Genomic DNA, 15,556 nt, shown 5'->3' on the forward strand with positions numbered 1-15,556 from the left:
CACGCGGCGGCGGGGCCAGCGTAACCGAACATTCTTCGAGGAAAGCGGAGTACAACGCTCCCGAATGACCGAAAACCGCCGTGGAACCAAAGAGGCGGTTTTCTCGTCCCCGAACGCCACTCCGAGCGTGCGCGGGGGCATGCCGGAATTCCCGGCGGTCGCTTCTGTCCGGGCGCGCATTTCCCGGCGGGGATTCCCGATCCGTGGAACGGGTGGAAGGCCGCACGGAATACGGAGTTCCTCTCCGCCGGGTCACGGCCGGGACGTTCCGGCCGGCCGGTCAGAGCCGGCGCAGGGCGCCCTCCGCCCGGAGGTCGGCGAGGGCCGGATAGCCGTCGACGGCCATGAGCAGATCGGCCTCGGCGAGCAGGGACCGCAGGACATGGACGATGCCGTCGGTGCCGTCGAGGGCGAGCCCGTAGGCGTACGGGCGGCCGACGGCCACGGCCGTGGCGCCGAGCGCGAGCGCTTTGATCACGTCGGCGCCGCCGCGGACGCCCGAGTCGAAGACGACCGGCAGGCCGTCGGCCGCGGCGACCACGTCCGGCAGGGCGTCGAGGGCGGCCAGTCCCCCGTTGGCCTGCCGGCCCCCGTGGTTGGAGCAGTAGACGCCGTCGACGCCGCCGTCCCGGGCGCGCCGGACGTCCTCGGGGTGGCAGATGCCCTTGAGGAGGATCGGCAGGTCGGTCAGCGAGCGCAGCCAGGGCAGGTCGTCCCAGGTGAGCGGGTTGCCGAAGAGGCCGGTCCACTCCAGGACGGCGGCCTGGGGGTCCTCCTCGGGCGTCTTGGCGAGCCGGGCCCGGAAGACCGGGTCGGAGGTGTAGTTGGCCAGGCAGTGCCCGCGCAGCTGGGGGAAGTTGGCGGTGGCGAGGTCACGGGGCCGCCAGCCGGTCACCCAGGTGTCGAGGGTGACGACGACGCCCTGGTAGCCGGCCGCCTCGGCCCGGTGCACCAGGCTCTCTGCGAGGGCCCGGTCGGTCGGCGTGTAGAGCTGGAAGAGGCCGGGGGTGTCGCCGAATTCGGCGGCGACCTTCTCCAGCGGGTCCACGCTCAGGCTGGAGGCGATCATCGGGACGCCGGTGCGGGCGGCGGCGCGCGCGGTGGCGAGGTCGCCGTGCCCGTCCTGGGCGCAGAGCCCGATGACGCCGATGGGCGCCATCAGCAGCGGGGTCGGCAGGCCGATGCCGCACAGGTCGACGCCGAGATCGCGGTGGGTGGCGCCGACCATCATCCGGGGCACCAGACCCCAGCGGGTGAAGGCCTCGCTGTTGGCGCGCTGGGTGTGTTCGTCGCCGGCGCCTCCGGCGACGTACGACCAGACGGACGGCGGCAGCGCGGCCCCGGCGCGCCGCTCCAGTTCGGCGAAGGTCATCGGCAGTTTCGGCAGGGTCCCGAAAAGGCCGTTCAGATAGATCTCGTTCTGGTAGTCGCCGAACCGCTGCTCCATCGTGTTTCTCCCCGCGCCCTGCGCCGGTCCCGGAACGCCGGCCGCCGGGCAGGGACGTTACCTCCGGGTAGAGCGCTTGACCATGACCCGGACCGTCCTGCCGGGGCGGGTCCCGTACGCCGCATGGCGCTCCCCCGCCCGGGCCCGCGCCCGGCGTAGCCTGACGCACCATGCAGCTCTCCGTGCCTCCCCCCGGGCCGGGCGCCACCGCCTGGTCCCCCGAGACGGTGACGTCCGACCCGTACAACGCCCAGACGCCGTCGGCCGCGCTCGCCGCGCCGCTCACGCCCGCCGACGCCCTGTTCGTACGCAACCACTTCGAGGTCCCGGACCTGCCGGCGGACCGCTGGCGGCTGCGGATCGACGGCGCGGTGGGGACGCCGTACAGCGTCGGCTACGAGGAACTGACCGCGCTCCCGCACCGCGAGGTGGACGTGGTGGTGGAGTGCGCGGGCAACGGGCGGACGAGCATGAGCCCGCGGCCGTCCGGTCTGCCGTGGGGTCAGCGGGCGGTCGGCTGCGCGCGGTTCGCGGGGGTGCCGTTCGGGCTGCTGGCCGAGCGGGCCGGAGTCGACCCGGCGGCGGTCGAGTTCGTGTTCACGGGCGCCGACTCCGGGACGGTGCGCGGCCGGCACGTCCCGTTCGCGCGCGGCCTGCCGCGTGCGCTCGCCCTGCATCCGGACACGCTGCTCGCCACCCGGCTGGACGGGGCGCCGCTGACGCCCCGGCACGGCGCCCCGGTGCGTCTGGTGGTGCCCGGCCGGTTCGCGGTGGCCGACGTGAAGTGGCTGACCGGGGCGCGGGCGGTCACCGAGCCGTTCGAGGGGGTCTTCCAGACCGAGGAGTACGTGTACGTCGACTCCGCGGGCCGGGCCGGGGAGCCGGTCGGCGCGCTGCTCGTCAAGTCGGTGATCACCGCGCCCGAGCCGGACGAGGACCTGCGGCGGGGCCGGGAGACCGAGGTGCGCGGGCACGCCTGGTCGGGCGGCGGGGTGGCGGTGCGCCGGGTCGAGGTGCGGGCGGTGCACGTGGACGAGCCGAACGAGCCCGACGGTCCGGAGGGCGGCTGGCACGACGCCGAGCTGGGCCGGCCCTCGGGCCCGTACGCCTGGACGGACTGGTCCGTCCGCTGGACCCCCCGCACCCCCGGCCGCTACCGGATCCTGGCCCGGGCGACCGACGCGGCGGGGGCGGTCCAGCCGGTGCGGGCGGCGTGGAACGCGGGCGGGTACGGGTGCAATCCGGTGGCGGTCACCGAGGTGGTCGTGGTCTGAGCCGGCCGGGGAGCCGACCCCGGGGTCGGCTCCCCGGGGTCGGCCGATCGGCTGACCCGGGTGGGCCCGGGACGGCCGGAGGATGGGAAGCGGGGCGGGATGCCCGGCCCTCCCTCGTGCCTCCGTCCGCCGGTGTCCTCAGGAGCCCCGCCATGTCCCAAACCCGAACCCGAACCCGACCCCGAACCCGAACCCGACCCCGAACCCGACTCCGCCCCCGCGCTCGTACTCGTGCTCGTACTCGTGCTCGTGCTCGCGCCCTCGCCGTGCTCGCCGCGTCCGCCGCTCTGCTCGCGGGCTGCTCCCAGAGCGGCGGAAGTGAGGGAAGCAACGGGAGTACGGGCGCCGCCGCGGGCCGCCCGGCGGCAACGGCACGCTGGAGGTCGTGGACACGAGCACGCTGAAGGTCGTGGACCGGGTGCCGGTCGGCCGGCACCCCTTCGACGTGGACGTCTCCCGGGACGGCGCCGAGGTGTACGCGACGGACCACGACTCCTTCGACGTCACCGTGGTCGACACCGGCAGTCTGCGCGCCGGGCGGATCGAGGTCGCCCCGTACGGGACGGAGGGCGGGCTCGGCTCCTGGCTGAAGCCGCACTACGCGGCCGTACGGCCCTCGGACGGGCGGCTGCTGCTGCCCTTCGAGGGAGAGCGGCTCGTCGTGGTCGATCCGCGTACCGGCCGCTCGCAGGTCGAGCGGATGACCGCGAACACCCATCAGCACGGGGTCACGATCACGCCCGACGGCACCCTGCTGGCCGTCGGCACCGGACCCATCGACCCGGCCGTCGACCGCGGACCTTCGCTGACCGTGCGCCGCCCCGACGGCAAGGAGCGCGTCCACCCGCTGGACGGACCCCACGAGAACGTCGCCGTCTCGAAGGACGGCCGCACGGCCTATGTCACGGGCGGCTTCATCCACGACGGGTATGGGGACGGTCTGACCGTGGTGGACCTCACGAGCGGTGGCACGCACCGGCTGTCCGCCGGATCGCGCCCGCTGGGCATCGCGGTGCTGTGACCTGAGGCGGGGGCGTGACGGTGCGGTGACCTGGGACGACCCCCGGGGCGGGGCGTTGTCAGTGGCGTGGTGTTGGCTGGGGACGTCCACGCGTACCCCCGCATTGGCCCCACCCCAGGAGATACCGCTCATGCCCATGACCATCCCGCACCGCAACGCCAAGCCGCCCGTCGCCCAGGCATCCCTGGGCGCGGGCGTCGTCGTGCTCGACGAGGCCGGACGGGTGCTGCTCGGCCTGCACCCCTCGGGCGTCTGGGAGCTGCCGGGCGGCGCGGTCGAGCCCGGCGAGTCCGTCGAGGAGGCGGCGGCGCGCGAACTCGCCGAGGAGACCACGCTCGTCGCCGCGCCGGCCGACGTGTCCGTCCTCGGCTTCATCCTCGACACCGCGAGCTCCACGGCGCTGACCCGCGTGTCGGCGGCGACGGTGGTCCGCGTCCACCACGGCACTCCGGCGGTCGCGGAGCCCGACAAGATCGAGCGGTGGGAGTGGTTCACCCCCGACCGGCTGCCGGAGGCCCTGTTCGTCCCCTCGGCTCAGGTCCTGCGCTTCTGGCGGCCCGAACTCCCCGCCCCGGAGGGCCTGTTCCACCGGTACGAGGTGACGTCGGAGGACGTTCGATGACGGCTGCCCGCCTCTCGCCTTCATGAGGTACGGCGCTCCTCACGCGTCCCCGTGCCGGGAGCCGTGACGGGCGCCACCGGCACGGCCACGAGGCCGCCCGTGCTCCGGTACAGGGGCACGAGGGCGGCACACTGGGCTGCCATCGCCAGCGCCATGGCCGCGCAGATCCCGGGCAGCCCCCACCCCGACAGGGCGTACGCGCAGACGAGTTGCGCGACCGTGCCGCACGCGGTGATCCGGGCCAGCGCCGGGCTGCGGCCGCTCCCCTCGAACACGCCGCCGAGCGCGATGAAGCAGGCGAGCAGGACCAGGTAGGGGCCGACGCAGCGCAGATACAGGGCACCGGCCTCGGCCACCGCGCCCCGGGCGCCGAAGCCCGCCATGATCCACGGCCCGGCGGTCGACAGCGCGAGGGCCGCCGCGACGCCGAGGCCGCCGGACAGGATCAGGGCCTGGCGTCCGACGGCCCGCCGCTCGTCGCGCCCGGCGCCGAGCTGGTGCGCCGTGCGGATGGCGGCGGCCTGGCGCACCGCGTAGAACGCCATGGTCGCCACGTACATCGCCTTCGTCGCGATCCCGTACGCCGCCACCTCGCCGACGCCGATCCGGGCGACGACCGACACCAGCGCGAGCGCTCCCGCCATCCGGGTGAGGAAGTCCGCGGCCATCGGGAGGCCGATCGCGGCCGTCCGGCGGGCGTCGGCCGCGAGCCGCCGGAACCCGGGGGCGGTGTCCCGCCGTGCGGTCGATCCTCGGCGCAGGACGGCGAGGCCGCAGACGAGTGCGGCGGTCCGGCCGAGCACGGTGGCGACGGCGGCTCCGCGGACGCCCATGCCGTATCCCAGGATGAGGACGGGGTCCAGGACGAGGATCAGCCCGTTGGCGAGCACGGAGAGCTTCATCGGCGTACGGGTGTCGCCTCGCCCTTTCAGGATGCCGTCGACGACGTGGCCGGCGAAGAACACCGCGATGCCGGGCAGCGCGATCGAGAAGTACGCGGCGGCGAGGGCCGGGGAGTGTCCCTCGTCCGCACCGCCGAGCACCAGCCGGGCGAGGGGCTCGCGGCACAGGTATCCGCCGACGGCGACCACGGGGGTGATCAGCGCCCACAGGGCCCAGCCGCCGCGTACGGCGGACCGTTCCGCCGCCGGGTCCCCCGCGCCCCGGGCTCCGGCGACCCGCACCGTGGTGCCGGAGCCGGCCACGAGGACGACGCCGAGCAGCAGGTTCTCGACGTTCGTGGCGACGGCCACCGCGGCGACGGCGCCGGCGCCGAGCCGGGCGACCCAGACCATGTTGATGATCCCGGCGACGACTCCGGCGAGGAGCTCGACGTAGACGGGCCCGGCGAGCCGGGCGAGTGAACGGCGGTGTTCCGCGGCCTTCATGATTCCCCCTCGTTTCGATGTACCTCGATTCGAGATGCATCGCATAGAGGTAACATGCCGTCATCGGATGGACAAGTGCCCCGTCCGGCGCGCGGACGAGGGAGGCGAGGGCGGCCATGCTGGAGCTGTCGATTCTGGGATTCCTGTACGAGGAGCCCTTGCACGGTTACGAGTTGAAGGCGCGCATCCAGGCACTCAGCGGCCATGTCCGCCCGGTGAGCGACGGCGCGCTGTACCCGGCTCTCACCCGGCTGGCGAAGGCGGACCTGGTCGACCAGCGCACGGAGCCCGGCAGCGGCGCCACGACCCGCCGGATCCTGTCCCTCACCCCGGCGGGCCGCACCCGGCTGCTGGCACGGCTGAGCGGCCCCAAGGACGTGGAGATCACCGACGGGCAGCGCTTCTTCACCCTGCTCTCGTTCCTGCGTCATCTGCCGGACCGCGCCGGGCAGGCCGCCGTCCTGCGCCGCCGCCAGGCGTTCCTCGACGCCCCGACCAGCTTCTTCTACCGGGAGGGCGAGCCGGTACGCGCCGAGGAGGCCCCCGACGTGTTCCGGCAGGGCATGCTGCGCATCGCGCGCGCGACCGGGACCGAGGAGCGGGCCTGGCTGACCGAGACCATCCACGCCCTGGAGGCCCCGGTGGCAGGGGAATCGAGGTGACGGACGGTCCCCTCGGCCGCGCCCGGCCGTCGCGATCTGTCCCGACTTCCGGCGGATCGTGACGGAAGGCCTGACACCGGCCGTGAGCCGCTGTCATCATGCGGAACGGGGGTGCGCCATGGGAGAGAGCGACCGGGTGACCGTTCCGCCGCCGAGCGAGGCCGCGACCGACGCGGCGCGCGAGGCGGGTCTCGGCGTCTATCTGCGGGCCTTTCGCGCCCGGCACCGCGAGTCGGACCCGTCCGACCCGTCCGACCGGCCCGACCGGGCCCGGGGCGCCCGGCCGCTCGTGGTGCTGCTGCTCGCCGGCGCATGCCTGGGGACGGCGGTGCTCGGCACCCGGCTGGTCGGGCAGGGACTCGGCATCCCGCTGCTTCTGCTGCCGTTCGGGATCTTCGCCGTGCTGCTGTGGCGTGCGCCGCGACCCGCCCGGGCGGGGTCGGCGCTGCGGCCCGCGGAGTACGTCTACCTCTACGAGCGGGGTCTGGTCTGCCCGGGCACGGACGGCGGGGCCCGGGCGGTGCCCTGGCGGGCGGTCACCGCGATGCGCCAGGACGTGACCCGCACCAGCGTCGACGGCGGCTACACCGGCACCCGTTACGCGTACCGGCTGAGCGTCGGCGGGTCGCGCGAGGTGACGGTCGGCGGATTCCTCGACGAGGAGACGGCCGCGCCGTCGGACGGCTCCCAGGTCCGCGAACTGGCCCAGATCGTCCTGGACGAGACGGTGCGCCGGGCGCTGGCACCGGCCGTGGCGGCGCTGGAGGCGGGTGAGCGCGTCGCGTTCGGCGAGGTGGTGCTGGACGGGGCGGGCATCGGGCTGCCGTCGGGGACAGCGCCCTGGGAGCGGGTACGGCGGTGCGAGTGGCGCGGGGACGGGCTGGTGGTGGTGCGGGCGGCCGGGGCGGGCCGCTGGGCACGGGAGTCGCGGGAGATCCCCGACTTCCCGGTCTTCTGGGCACTGGTCAAGGAGCTGTGCCCGCAGGCCCGCGAGTTCCGCCGCTGAGTTTCACCCGAACGGGTGTCTGGTGAATCTTTGGATGCTTTGGGACATTCGAGAGGACGTCAGGGGAGGCGGGGACACCAGAGGTTCGGGGGAGGGCCTGTGACGTACACATCCGCGGGGACGCGGCCGCGCACGGTGGTCGCCGCGCTGCTCGTGTGGTGCGCGGTGGTGTGGGGCCTCGCGCCGGGCGCTCACGGCGCGGCGGGTTCGCCGGACACGGGAGCGTGGCAGAGGCCGGCGCCCGGGGTCGCGTACCGCACGTTCGACGTGGCGGCGGCGCACGGGACGGTCCGGGTGCATCTGCTGACGGTGGACCTGCGGGCCCCGGGGGCCGATGTCGATCTGCTGTACCCGGGGGCGGTCGCGGCGCGGGAACCGGTCTCCCGGCTCGCCGACACCCGCGGGGCGGTCGCGGGGATCAACGGGGACTTCTTCAACATCTCCGAGACGCAGCATCCGGGCACGGAGGCGACGGGTGCCACGGTCGGCCCGGCGATAGCCGCCGGCCGCGCGCTGAAGGCGGCGGTGCCGCGAGGGCAGCGGTTCGGGCCCGCGCTGCCGCCGGGGACGGGGACGCGCGAGGTGTTCGGGGTGGGGGTGGACCACCGGGCTCGGATGGGCCGGCTCGTTCTGGACGGCGCGGTCACCGACCCGGCGGGCTCGTATCCGCTGGGCGGGTTGAACCAGTACGCGCTGCCCGTGGGGTCCGTCGGCGTCTTCACCTCCGGCTGGGGCCCGGTTTCCCGGGCCCGCGCGGTGTGCGGGACGGACCTCGACCGGGCCGCGCCGTGCACCACGGCCGCGTACGAGGTGACGGTGCGGAACGGCCGGGTCGTGGCGGTCGCGGACACCCCGGGGCGCGGCCCGATCGCCGAGGGCACCGAGGTCCTGGTGGGGCGGGAGGCGGGCGCCGGGCGGCTGCGGTCGCTGGCCGTCGGGGATCCCGTCCGCATACGCCACCGTCTGGTGGCGGAGGGTTCCCCGGTCCCGTACCGGTTCGCCGTCGGCGGGTACCCGCTGCTCCGGGCCGGGGTACCGCTGCCGGGGCTCGACGACACCACGGCGGCCGTGCGTTCCGCGGCGGGCGGCACGGACGGCGGACACCGGCTGCTGCTCATGGCTCTGGACGGCGCGCCGGAGTGGCGGGCCGGGATGACGGTCGCCGAGGTGGCGGCGCTGATGAAGGCGGAGGGGGCACGGGACGCGTTCAGTCTGGACGGCGGTGGCTCGTCGACCCTGGTGAGCCGGACACCGGGCGAACCGTCGGTGACGGTGCGCAACCATCCGAGCGGGGGCGCCGAGCGACCGGTGCCGAACGGGATAGGAATCTTCGCGCGCGTCTGAGCCTCACCTCGCCCGGCCGCCACGCGGCGTCACCGAGCGGACCGGGCCGACCCTCGTTAGCGTGGCCGATGGAGACGAAATGCCGTCATCGATCGGAAGCGAGTCATTCCCATGGCCTCACCACCTGAAGGTACGCCGATCTGGGCCGACGCCATGTACCGCGATGTCGAGGGCGCGAAGACGTTCTACGGCGACGTGCTGGGCTGGACCTTCGGAGAATCGTCCTCGGAGTACGGGAACTACACCCAGGCCTACAAGAACGGCAAGGCCGTCGCGGCGGTCGTCCCGCCGATGCCCGGCCAGCAGGGCGAGCCGAAGTCGGCCTGGTGTCTGTACTTCGCCTCGCCGGACGCCGCCGCCACCGCCGCGAAGATCAAGTCGGCGGGCGGCACGGTGCTGATGGAGCCCATGCAGGTGGGCGACTTCGGCACGATGTGCCTGGCGACGGATCCGGCCGGGGTGGCGTTCGGCGTCTGGCAGGCGGGTTCCCACGAGGGCTTCGAACTGCGGGGCGAGCCGGGCGGCTACGCGTGGGCCGAGGTGTTCACGCGCGAACCGGCGAAGTCCGACGCGTTCTTCACGGCCGTTTTCGGTTACGGCTCGAAGAAGGTCAAGGACGAACAGATGGACTTCCGGGTCTTCGAGACCGGTTCCGGTCCCGCGCTGGGCCGCATGGTCATGGGCTCGGAATTCCCGCCCGAGGTCCCGTCGTACGTCCAGATCTTCTTCGCCGTCGACAACTGCGACAAGGCCGTCGAGGCGGCGCAGCGGGCCGGGGGCCGCACGGTGTTCGGCCCGCAGGACAGCCCGTTCGGCCGCTTCGCGGCGATCCTCGACCCGGAGGGCGCGGCGTTCGCGGTGCTCGACATGAAGACGACGGTCGGCGAGATGCCCGAGATGGAGTGACCTCCGCGGACCACAGCGGGCGGATGCCCGGGGCCACGGGGGCTCCGGGCATCCGTGCGTCGGTGGTCGGGGGTCAGGGCCTGAGGCTGGAGATCACGTTGGCGGTGGCGGTGGCCCCTTCGTGGATGGTGGGGGCCATGCTGGTGCCGGCCAGGTAGAAGCCGAGCAAGGCGCAGACCAGGGCGTGGGAGATCTTCAGTCCGCCGTTGCGGAGAAAGATCACGGCCATGATCAGCAGAAGCAGCACCACGGAAATGGAAATGGCCATCGCGCTCACCCTCCTCGCGCCGCGACCGAATTGCGGCGTTTGGCCGACAGTGTGACGGAATGCACGCCCCGCCCGCCCGCGCGGCGGGGCGGCCATCCGGGTGGATTCACCGGCGCCTCCAGTTGCGGACGGCGGATGAGCATGAGAGGGGGCCGGCCGCGAAAGGAGATCGAGCCTCGTTCGGCGGAAGGCGCGACTCTCGGAACGAAGGCGGCCACACCAGAAGCCCACCAGAACCTCAACCCCCGAAACCCCACCCCCCGCACACGACAAAGGCCCACCGACCAGTCAGCCCTGCTCCACAAGGCATTCCGCCCAGTCCAGCGTCCGGTCGCACCACCGGTTCAACAGAACGCGATCATGCCCCACCGCGAGGAGCCCCGCGCCCGTCTCGGCGCGGTAGGTCTCGACGGCGGCGACCAGGGCGGCCGTGGTGGAAGCGTCGAGCATGGCGGTCATCTCGTCGCAGATCAGCCAGCGGGGACGCAGGATCAGGGCGCGGGCCAGGCAGGCACGCTGGAGCTGGCCGTCGCTGACCTCGTGCGGGCGACGGGTGAGCAGGTCGTCGGTGAGGCCGACGGCCGGCACGAGGGCGGCCAGGCGCTCGGGGATCTCGTCGCGCCGGCCGGTCGCGCGCAGGGGTTCGGCGATCAGGTCGGCGAGCCGCAGGCGCGGGTCGGCGGAGAGCCGGGGCTGCTGGAAGACGACCCCGACGGCGGTGCGCTGGGCGCGCGGGGCGCGGTGCCGCCAGGCCCGGATCTCCGTACCGTCGAGGACGACCCGGCCGGCGTCGGGGCGGTGCAGCAGGGCGGCGACCCGGGCGAGGGTCGACTTGCCGCAGCCGCTCGGGCCGAGCAGACCGACGGACTCGCCGGGGGCGACGGTGAGCGAGGCACCGCGGAAGACGGGGGCGCGGCGGCTGTATCCGGCGGTGACGTCGTGGAGTTCAAGCACGGTCGGCGTCTCCCGGCTCTCCGTGGGGGTGGTGGCAGGCGACCTGGGCCCGTATGTCGGGGCGGACGGCGCAGGCGGCGGTCGCGCGGGGGCAGCGAGGCGCGAAGGCGCACCCTTCGGGGAGGTTGGACAGTTCGGGCGGGAGTCCGGGGATGGGGGTGAACTCCCGTTCCGGGAGGGCGTCGAGGAGGCCGCGGGCGTACGGGTGGCGGGGGCCGGACCCGTCGAAGAAGCGGGCGGCGGGGGCGGTCTCGACGATCCGCCCGGCGTACATCACGGCCACCCGGTCGGCGACGCGCCGGGCGGCGGCCAGGTCGTGGGTGATGAGCAGCAGGGCCTTGCCCGTGTCGGTGTGCCGGCGCAGTTCGTCGGCGGTGCGGTCGACGAGTTCGCGGTCGAGCCCGGTGGTGGGTTCGTCGGCGAGCAGCAGGGGCGCGTCGCCGATCAGGGCGAGCGCGGTGGCGGCGCGCTGCGCGAGGCCGCCGGACAGTTCGTGCGGGTAGCGGTCGAGGTGCCCGGCCGGAAAGGCGGCCCGTTCGGCGGCGGCTTCCGCGGCCGCCCGCCGTTCCCGCCGGGGCGTGCCGGTGAGCTCCCGGACGGTCTCCTCCAGCTGGGACCGGACGGTCCGTACGGGGGTGAGGTGGGCGGCGGGGCTCTGCGGTACGAGGCCGACGAGCCGTCCTCGTACGGTGCGGGCGAGGGTCCGTTCGTCGGCGGCGAGGAGGTCGAGGCCCGGACGCCCCCCGGCCCGCAACACGGCACTGTGCCCCGCGTCCGCCGCGTCCGCCGAAGCCGCCGAAGCCGCCAGCCAGGCCGTGCCCCGCGCCTCCGCGTTGGCGGGCAGCAGGCCGAGGAGGGCGGAGGCGAGAACGGACTTGCCGCAGCCGCTCTCGCCGACGAGGGCCAGGCACTCCCCCGGCGCCAGGTCGAAGGACGCGTCGGAGACGGCCGCGACGCCGCGCCCGCCCCGCAGCCGGAAGCGCACGCTCAGGTCGCGGACGCTCAGCAGGGCGGTGGTGGCGCGTTCGGCGGTGACGGCGTCCAGGGCGTGGGCGATCCGCTCGTTCACAGCATCAGCTCCGATCGGCGGCGCGGGTTGAGCCGGTCGCGCCAGACGCCGGCGAGTCCGGCGATGGCGAGGGTGGGGACGATGAGCAGCAGGCCGGGGAAGAGGGTGGGCCACCAGTCGCCGGCCAGCAGCGAGGAGCGGGCCGTCTGGACGAGGTTGCCGAGGCTGGCCTGGTGGCTGGGCAGGCCGAGGCCGAGGAAGGAGAGCGCCGACTCGTGCCACATGGCGTGCGGCACCATCAGCACGGCGGCCAGCCCGGCCTGCGGCAGCACCGCGGGCAGCAGGTGCCGGACGGCGATCCGCCACCGGGACGCGCCGCCGGAGATCGCCGCGTCGACGAAGGGCCGGGAGCGCAGCGACAGCACCTCGGAGCGGACGATCCGGGCCGTGGACAGCCAGTGGGTGACCGCCACGGAGGCGATCACGGGCCAGACGCCGGGCCGGAACATGGCGACGACGAAGATGCCGAGCAGCAGATGCGGTACGGACGAGAAGCCGTCGACGACCCGCATGAGGAGGCGGTCCACGCGTCCGCCGAGCGCGCCCGCCGCGGCGCCGACGGCGGTGCCGATGACGGTGGCGACGAGGGCGGCGACCAGGCCGACGAGCAGCGAGACGCGCAGCCCGTAGACGCAGCGCAGCAGCAGGTCCCGGCCGAGGTCGTCGGTGCCGAAGGGGTGGGACCAGGACGGCGGCCGGAGTTTGCTCGCGAGGTCCACGGCCTGTTCGTCGAGCTGGACGAGCGGCGGGACGACGAGGACGGCGGCGAGGACGAGCCCGGTGACGAGCGCGGAGCTCCACAGCCGGAGCCGGCGGGTGCGCGGATCAGCCATCGAATCCCACCCGGGGGTCGGCGAGCCCGTACAGCAGGTCGGAGAGGAGGTTGCCGAGCAGGACGGCGGCGGTGGCCAGCACGGTCAGCGCGGCGAGCAGCGGGAAGTCGACGGAGACGGCGGCCTGGACGGTGGCGGCGGCGATGCCGGGCCAGCTGAAGACGCTCTCGACGAGGAGGGCTCCGGTGATGAGTTCGGGGACCCGGGAGCCGACGAGGGTGAGCATGGGCAGCATCCCGGAGCGCAGGGCGTGGCCGGTGAGGACGGTGCGCTCGGCGAGACCCCGGGCGCGGGCGCCGCGCACCGGGTCCTCCTCCAGCGCGTCGGCGACGCCCTGCCGGACGTACAGGAAGAACCACGGCAGCTGGGAGACGCCGAGGACGAGCGCGGGCAGGACGAGGTGGTGGGCGACCTGGCCGGCGGTGACGGTGTCGCTGGCGGTGTCGGTGAGTCCGCCGGCCGGCAGCGCGCCGAGGGTGAGCGAGAAGAACCAGATGGCGAGCAGGCCGAGCCAGAAGGCGGGGGCGGCTTCGAGGGTGTACGCGGCGGAGCTGACGGCCCGGTCGACGAGGCCGCCGCGGCGCCGGCCGGCGAGGACGCCGAGGGCGGTGCCGAGGGTGACGGCGACGAGGAAGGCGGTGGCGGCGAGCAGCACGGACCAGCCGATGCGTTCGGCGATCACGTCGGCGACGGGCTGGCGCATGACGCCGGAGTCGCCGAGATCGAGGCGTACGGCGTGGCTCAGCCAGTCCCACCACTGGGTGAGCCAGGGCCGGTCGGTGCCGAGGTTGGCGCGCAGCTGGTCGAGGTTCTCCTGGGAGGCGGTGAGTCCGGCGGCGCCGGCGTAGGCGCGTACGGGGTCGAAGGGGGAGGCTGCGGCGACGGCGAACACCGCGAGGGTGACGGCGAGGAGGACGGGGACGGCGGCGAGCGCGCGCCGTCCCGTCATCCGCGCCATGGCCGCCCAGGGGAGGCGGCGGCTCACTGCGCGGTGCCTCCGGAGTCCTTCGTGCCCGCTGCCCCGGCGGGAGCGGTGGTCTTCGCCGCTCCCGGAGCGCCCTTCGGCTTCCAGTCCTCGATGTTCCACCAGGGGCCGGAGCCGAGGCCGTGGTCGTGCGGCTCGACCTGGGTGGTCAGGCCGCCGGCGCCGGTCTCCCAGCGGTCGCTGACGACGTAGAGGTGGTCGACGTGGGTGAGGAAGGTGTAGCCGGGGTTCTTCGCCAGCTGCCGCTGGATCGTGTCGTACGCGGCGCGCCGCTTGGCGGGGTCGTCGGTGCGGCGGCCGTCCTCCAGGGCGCGGTCGACGACCGGGTCGCTGTACTGGGCCATGTTGTTGAAGCCGTCGCCCGCGAGGGAGGACTTCAGCATCAGGTACTGGTCGAAGTCGGGGTCGCCGGGCGAGCCGCCGCCCGCGAGGACGGCGTCGGTCCTCATCCGGGGCTCGATGACCTCCCAGGTGCCGGCCTGGGTGGTCAGCGCGATGCCGGCCTTCTTGGCGTCGGAGGCGTAGGCGAGGGCGTGGTCCTGGCGGAGCTTGTCGCCGGAGAGGTACCAGAGGGGGAAGGCGGCGCGGACGCCGTTCTTGACGCGGACGCCGTCGGGGCCGGGCTTCCAGCCGGCCTCGTCGAGGATCTTCCGCGCGCCGGCGAGGTCGTGGCGGCGTTCGGTGCCCTTCGCGAACCAGGGGCTGTCGGTGGGGACCGGCCCGTAGGCGGGCTTGCCGGCGCCTTCGAGGATCCGGTCGACCATGGCCTGGCGGTCGACGGCGAGGTCGAGGGCACGGCGGATCGCGGGGTCACCGGCGACCTTGTTGTGGCTGGGGAGGGTGACCTGGCGGTAGTCGTAGGTGGTGGCCCGGTAGGTCTTGTACGTCTTCTTCGCGGCGCCGTCCGCGAATCCGGCGGCGAGGTTGGGCGGCAGGACGGCGGCGTCGAGGTCGCCGGCGCGCAGCCGGGTGGCGCGGACGTCGTCGTCCTTGACGACGGCCATGGTGAGCTTCTTCACGGCCGGGGCGCCGCCCCAGTAGTGCGGGTTGGCGGTGAAGGTGAGCTTCTCGCCCTTGGACCAGCCGGTGAGGACGTAGGGGCCGGTGCCGATGGGCCGGGTGGTGAACGGGCCGGTGTTGACGTCCTGCTTCCCGGCGATGTGCGCGGGCGCGATGGCGAGGACGGTGCGCTCGGCGAAGGGCGCGTAGGGGTACGCGAGGGTGAAGACGACGGTGTCGTCCCCGACCGCCCGGACATCCTTCACGGCGTCGAGTTCGGTGCGGGAGGCGTTGTTGGTCTTCGGGTCGAGGATGGTGCGGTACGTGAAGACGACGTCGGCGGCGGTGAAGGGCCGGCCGTCGCTGAACGTCACGCCCTTGCGCAGCTTGTACGTGTACGTCAGGCGGTCGGCGCTCACGGTCGGCAGGGCGGCGGCGAGGGCGGGCTTCAGTTTCATGTCCGCGTCGAAGGCGAGCAGCCCGTCGAAGATCTTGGAGTTGCCGTCCTTGCCGTAGCCGAGGAGGGGGCTGAGGCTGTCGGGTTCGAAGGCGACGCCGACGACCGCGGAGTCCTTCGGTCCGCCGGCTCCGGTGGTGCCGCCGGGGGCGGAGCAGGCGGCCGCGGTGAGGGCCACGGCCCCGGCGAATATCGCGGCCCGTAGGGGACGGGCGATTCGGGCGGCCATGGTGTCCACACCCCTCTGGGACTCTTTTGAAGATCAACTGTTTTTGCGAACAGCTTGCAATTAAACAGTATGTAGAGGGGTGGGGACACCCA

Annotated in this window: 14 protein-coding genes and 1 pseudogene; 7 read left to right on the forward strand and 8 right to left on the reverse strand. The window is 74.1% G+C overall.

Going from position 1 to position 15,556, the window contains the following annotated elements:
• Positions 1-280: 280 nt before the first annotated feature.
• Complete coding sequence (locus tag ABZ693_RS04020) at positions 281-1,447, reverse strand: alpha-hydroxy-acid oxidizing protein (protein ID WP_359873059.1); 1,167 nt, start codon at positions 1,445-1,447, stop codon at positions 281-283.
• Between the two features lie 170 nt (positions 1,448-1,617).
• Here ABZ693_RS04020 and ABZ693_RS04025 point away from each other — a divergent pair, with 170 nt between their 5' ends.
• From ABZ693_RS04025 to ABZ693_RS04035, 3 genes and pseudogenes are all read left to right on the forward strand, one after another.
• Entirely contained in the window at positions 1,618-2,721 is a 1,104-nt protein-coding gene (locus ABZ693_RS04025; RefSeq protein WP_359873061.1) for a sulfite oxidase, read from the forward strand.
• Positions 2,722-3,079: 358 nt separating this feature from the next.
• A pseudogene (locus ABZ693_RS04030) lies at positions 3,080-3,742 on the forward strand (YncE family protein); the annotation flags it as partial.
• A 130-nt stretch (positions 3,743-3,872) separates the two neighbouring features.
• Positions 3,873-4,364 (forward strand): NUDIX domain-containing protein, encoded by a 492-nt coding sequence (locus ABZ693_RS04035; RefSeq protein WP_359873063.1) that lies wholly within the window; start codon positions 3,873-3,875, stop codon positions 4,362-4,364.
• Positions 4,365-4,384: 20 nt separating this feature from the next.
• On the opposite strand, the gene ABZ693_RS04040 is transcribed toward ABZ693_RS04035, so the two are convergent.
• Complete coding sequence (locus ABZ693_RS04040; protein ID WP_359873065.1) at positions 4,385-5,752, reverse strand: MATE family efflux transporter; 1,368 nt, start codon at positions 5,750-5,752, stop codon at positions 4,385-4,387.
• A 116-nt stretch (positions 5,753-5,868) separates the two neighbouring features.
• Here ABZ693_RS04040 and ABZ693_RS04045 point away from each other — a divergent pair, with 116 nt between their 5' ends.
• The 4 genes from ABZ693_RS04045 (at position 5,869) to ABZ693_RS04060 (ending at position 9,670) form a co-directional block, all read left to right on the forward strand.
• Complete coding sequence (locus tag ABZ693_RS04045) at positions 5,869-6,414, forward strand: PadR family transcriptional regulator (protein ID WP_359873067.1); 546 nt, start codon at positions 5,869-5,871, stop codon at positions 6,412-6,414.
• Positions 6,415-6,532: 118 nt separating this feature from the next.
• Complete coding sequence (locus ABZ693_RS04050) at positions 6,533-7,420, forward strand: DUF6585 family protein (RefSeq protein ID WP_359873069.1); 888 nt, start codon at positions 6,533-6,535, stop codon at positions 7,418-7,420.
• A 99-nt stretch (positions 7,421-7,519) separates the two neighbouring features.
• Positions 7,520-8,764: a phosphodiester glycosidase family protein gene (locus ABZ693_RS04055; RefSeq protein WP_359873071.1), complete on the forward strand. Its 1,245-nt coding sequence runs from the start codon at positions 7,520-7,522 to the stop codon at positions 8,762-8,764.
• Between the two features lie 111 nt (positions 8,765-8,875).
• Positions 8,876-9,670 carry a VOC family protein gene (locus tag ABZ693_RS04060; protein ID WP_359873073.1) on the forward strand — a complete coding sequence of 265 codons (795 nt, stop codon included), beginning with the start codon at positions 8,876-8,878 and terminating at the stop codon, positions 9,668-9,670.
• A 73-nt stretch (positions 9,671-9,743) separates the two neighbouring features.
• Here ABZ693_RS04060 and ABZ693_RS04065 read toward each other — a convergent pair whose 3' ends face one another.
• The 6 genes from ABZ693_RS04065 to ABZ693_RS04090 all read right to left on the reverse strand — a co-directional run bounded on the left by ABZ693_RS04065 (position 9,744) and on the right by ABZ693_RS04090 (position 15,464).
• Positions 9,744-9,938: a hypothetical protein gene (locus tag ABZ693_RS04065; protein WP_359873075.1), complete on the reverse strand. Its 195-nt coding sequence runs from the start codon at positions 9,936-9,938 to the stop codon at positions 9,744-9,746.
• A 288-nt stretch (positions 9,939-10,226) separates the two neighbouring features.
• Positions 10,227-10,892: an ABC transporter ATP-binding protein gene (locus ABZ693_RS04070; RefSeq protein WP_359873077.1), complete on the reverse strand. Its 666-nt coding sequence runs from the start codon at positions 10,890-10,892 to the stop codon at positions 10,227-10,229.
• A complete protein-coding gene (locus ABZ693_RS04075) occupies positions 10,885-11,961 on the reverse strand; it encodes an ABC transporter ATP-binding protein (RefSeq protein ID WP_359873079.1) in 1,077 nt (358 codons plus the stop codon). Before ABZ693_RS04075 ends, ABZ693_RS04070 begins: the two co-directional genes overlap by 8 nt.
• Positions 11,958-12,794 carry an ABC transporter permease gene (locus ABZ693_RS04080; RefSeq protein ID WP_359873081.1) on the reverse strand — a complete coding sequence of 279 codons (837 nt, stop codon included), beginning with the start codon at positions 12,792-12,794 and terminating at the stop codon, positions 11,958-11,960. Before ABZ693_RS04080 ends, ABZ693_RS04075 begins: the two co-directional genes overlap by 4 nt.
• Entirely contained in the window at positions 12,787-13,752 is a 966-nt protein-coding gene (locus ABZ693_RS04085) for an ABC transporter permease (protein ID WP_359873275.1), read from the reverse strand. Before ABZ693_RS04085 ends, ABZ693_RS04080 begins: the two co-directional genes overlap by 8 nt.
• Before the next feature lie 23 nt (positions 13,753-13,775).
• Positions 13,776-15,464 (reverse strand): ABC transporter substrate-binding protein, encoded by a 1,689-nt coding sequence (locus ABZ693_RS04090; RefSeq protein WP_359873083.1) that lies wholly within the window; start codon positions 15,462-15,464, stop codon positions 13,776-13,778.
• Positions 15,465-15,556: the final 92 nt, after the last annotated feature.

Source organism: Streptomyces laurentii (assembly GCF_040635425.1).
Taxonomy (GTDB): domain Bacteria; phylum Actinomycetota; class Actinomycetes; order Streptomycetales; family Streptomycetaceae; genus Streptomyces; species Streptomyces laurentii.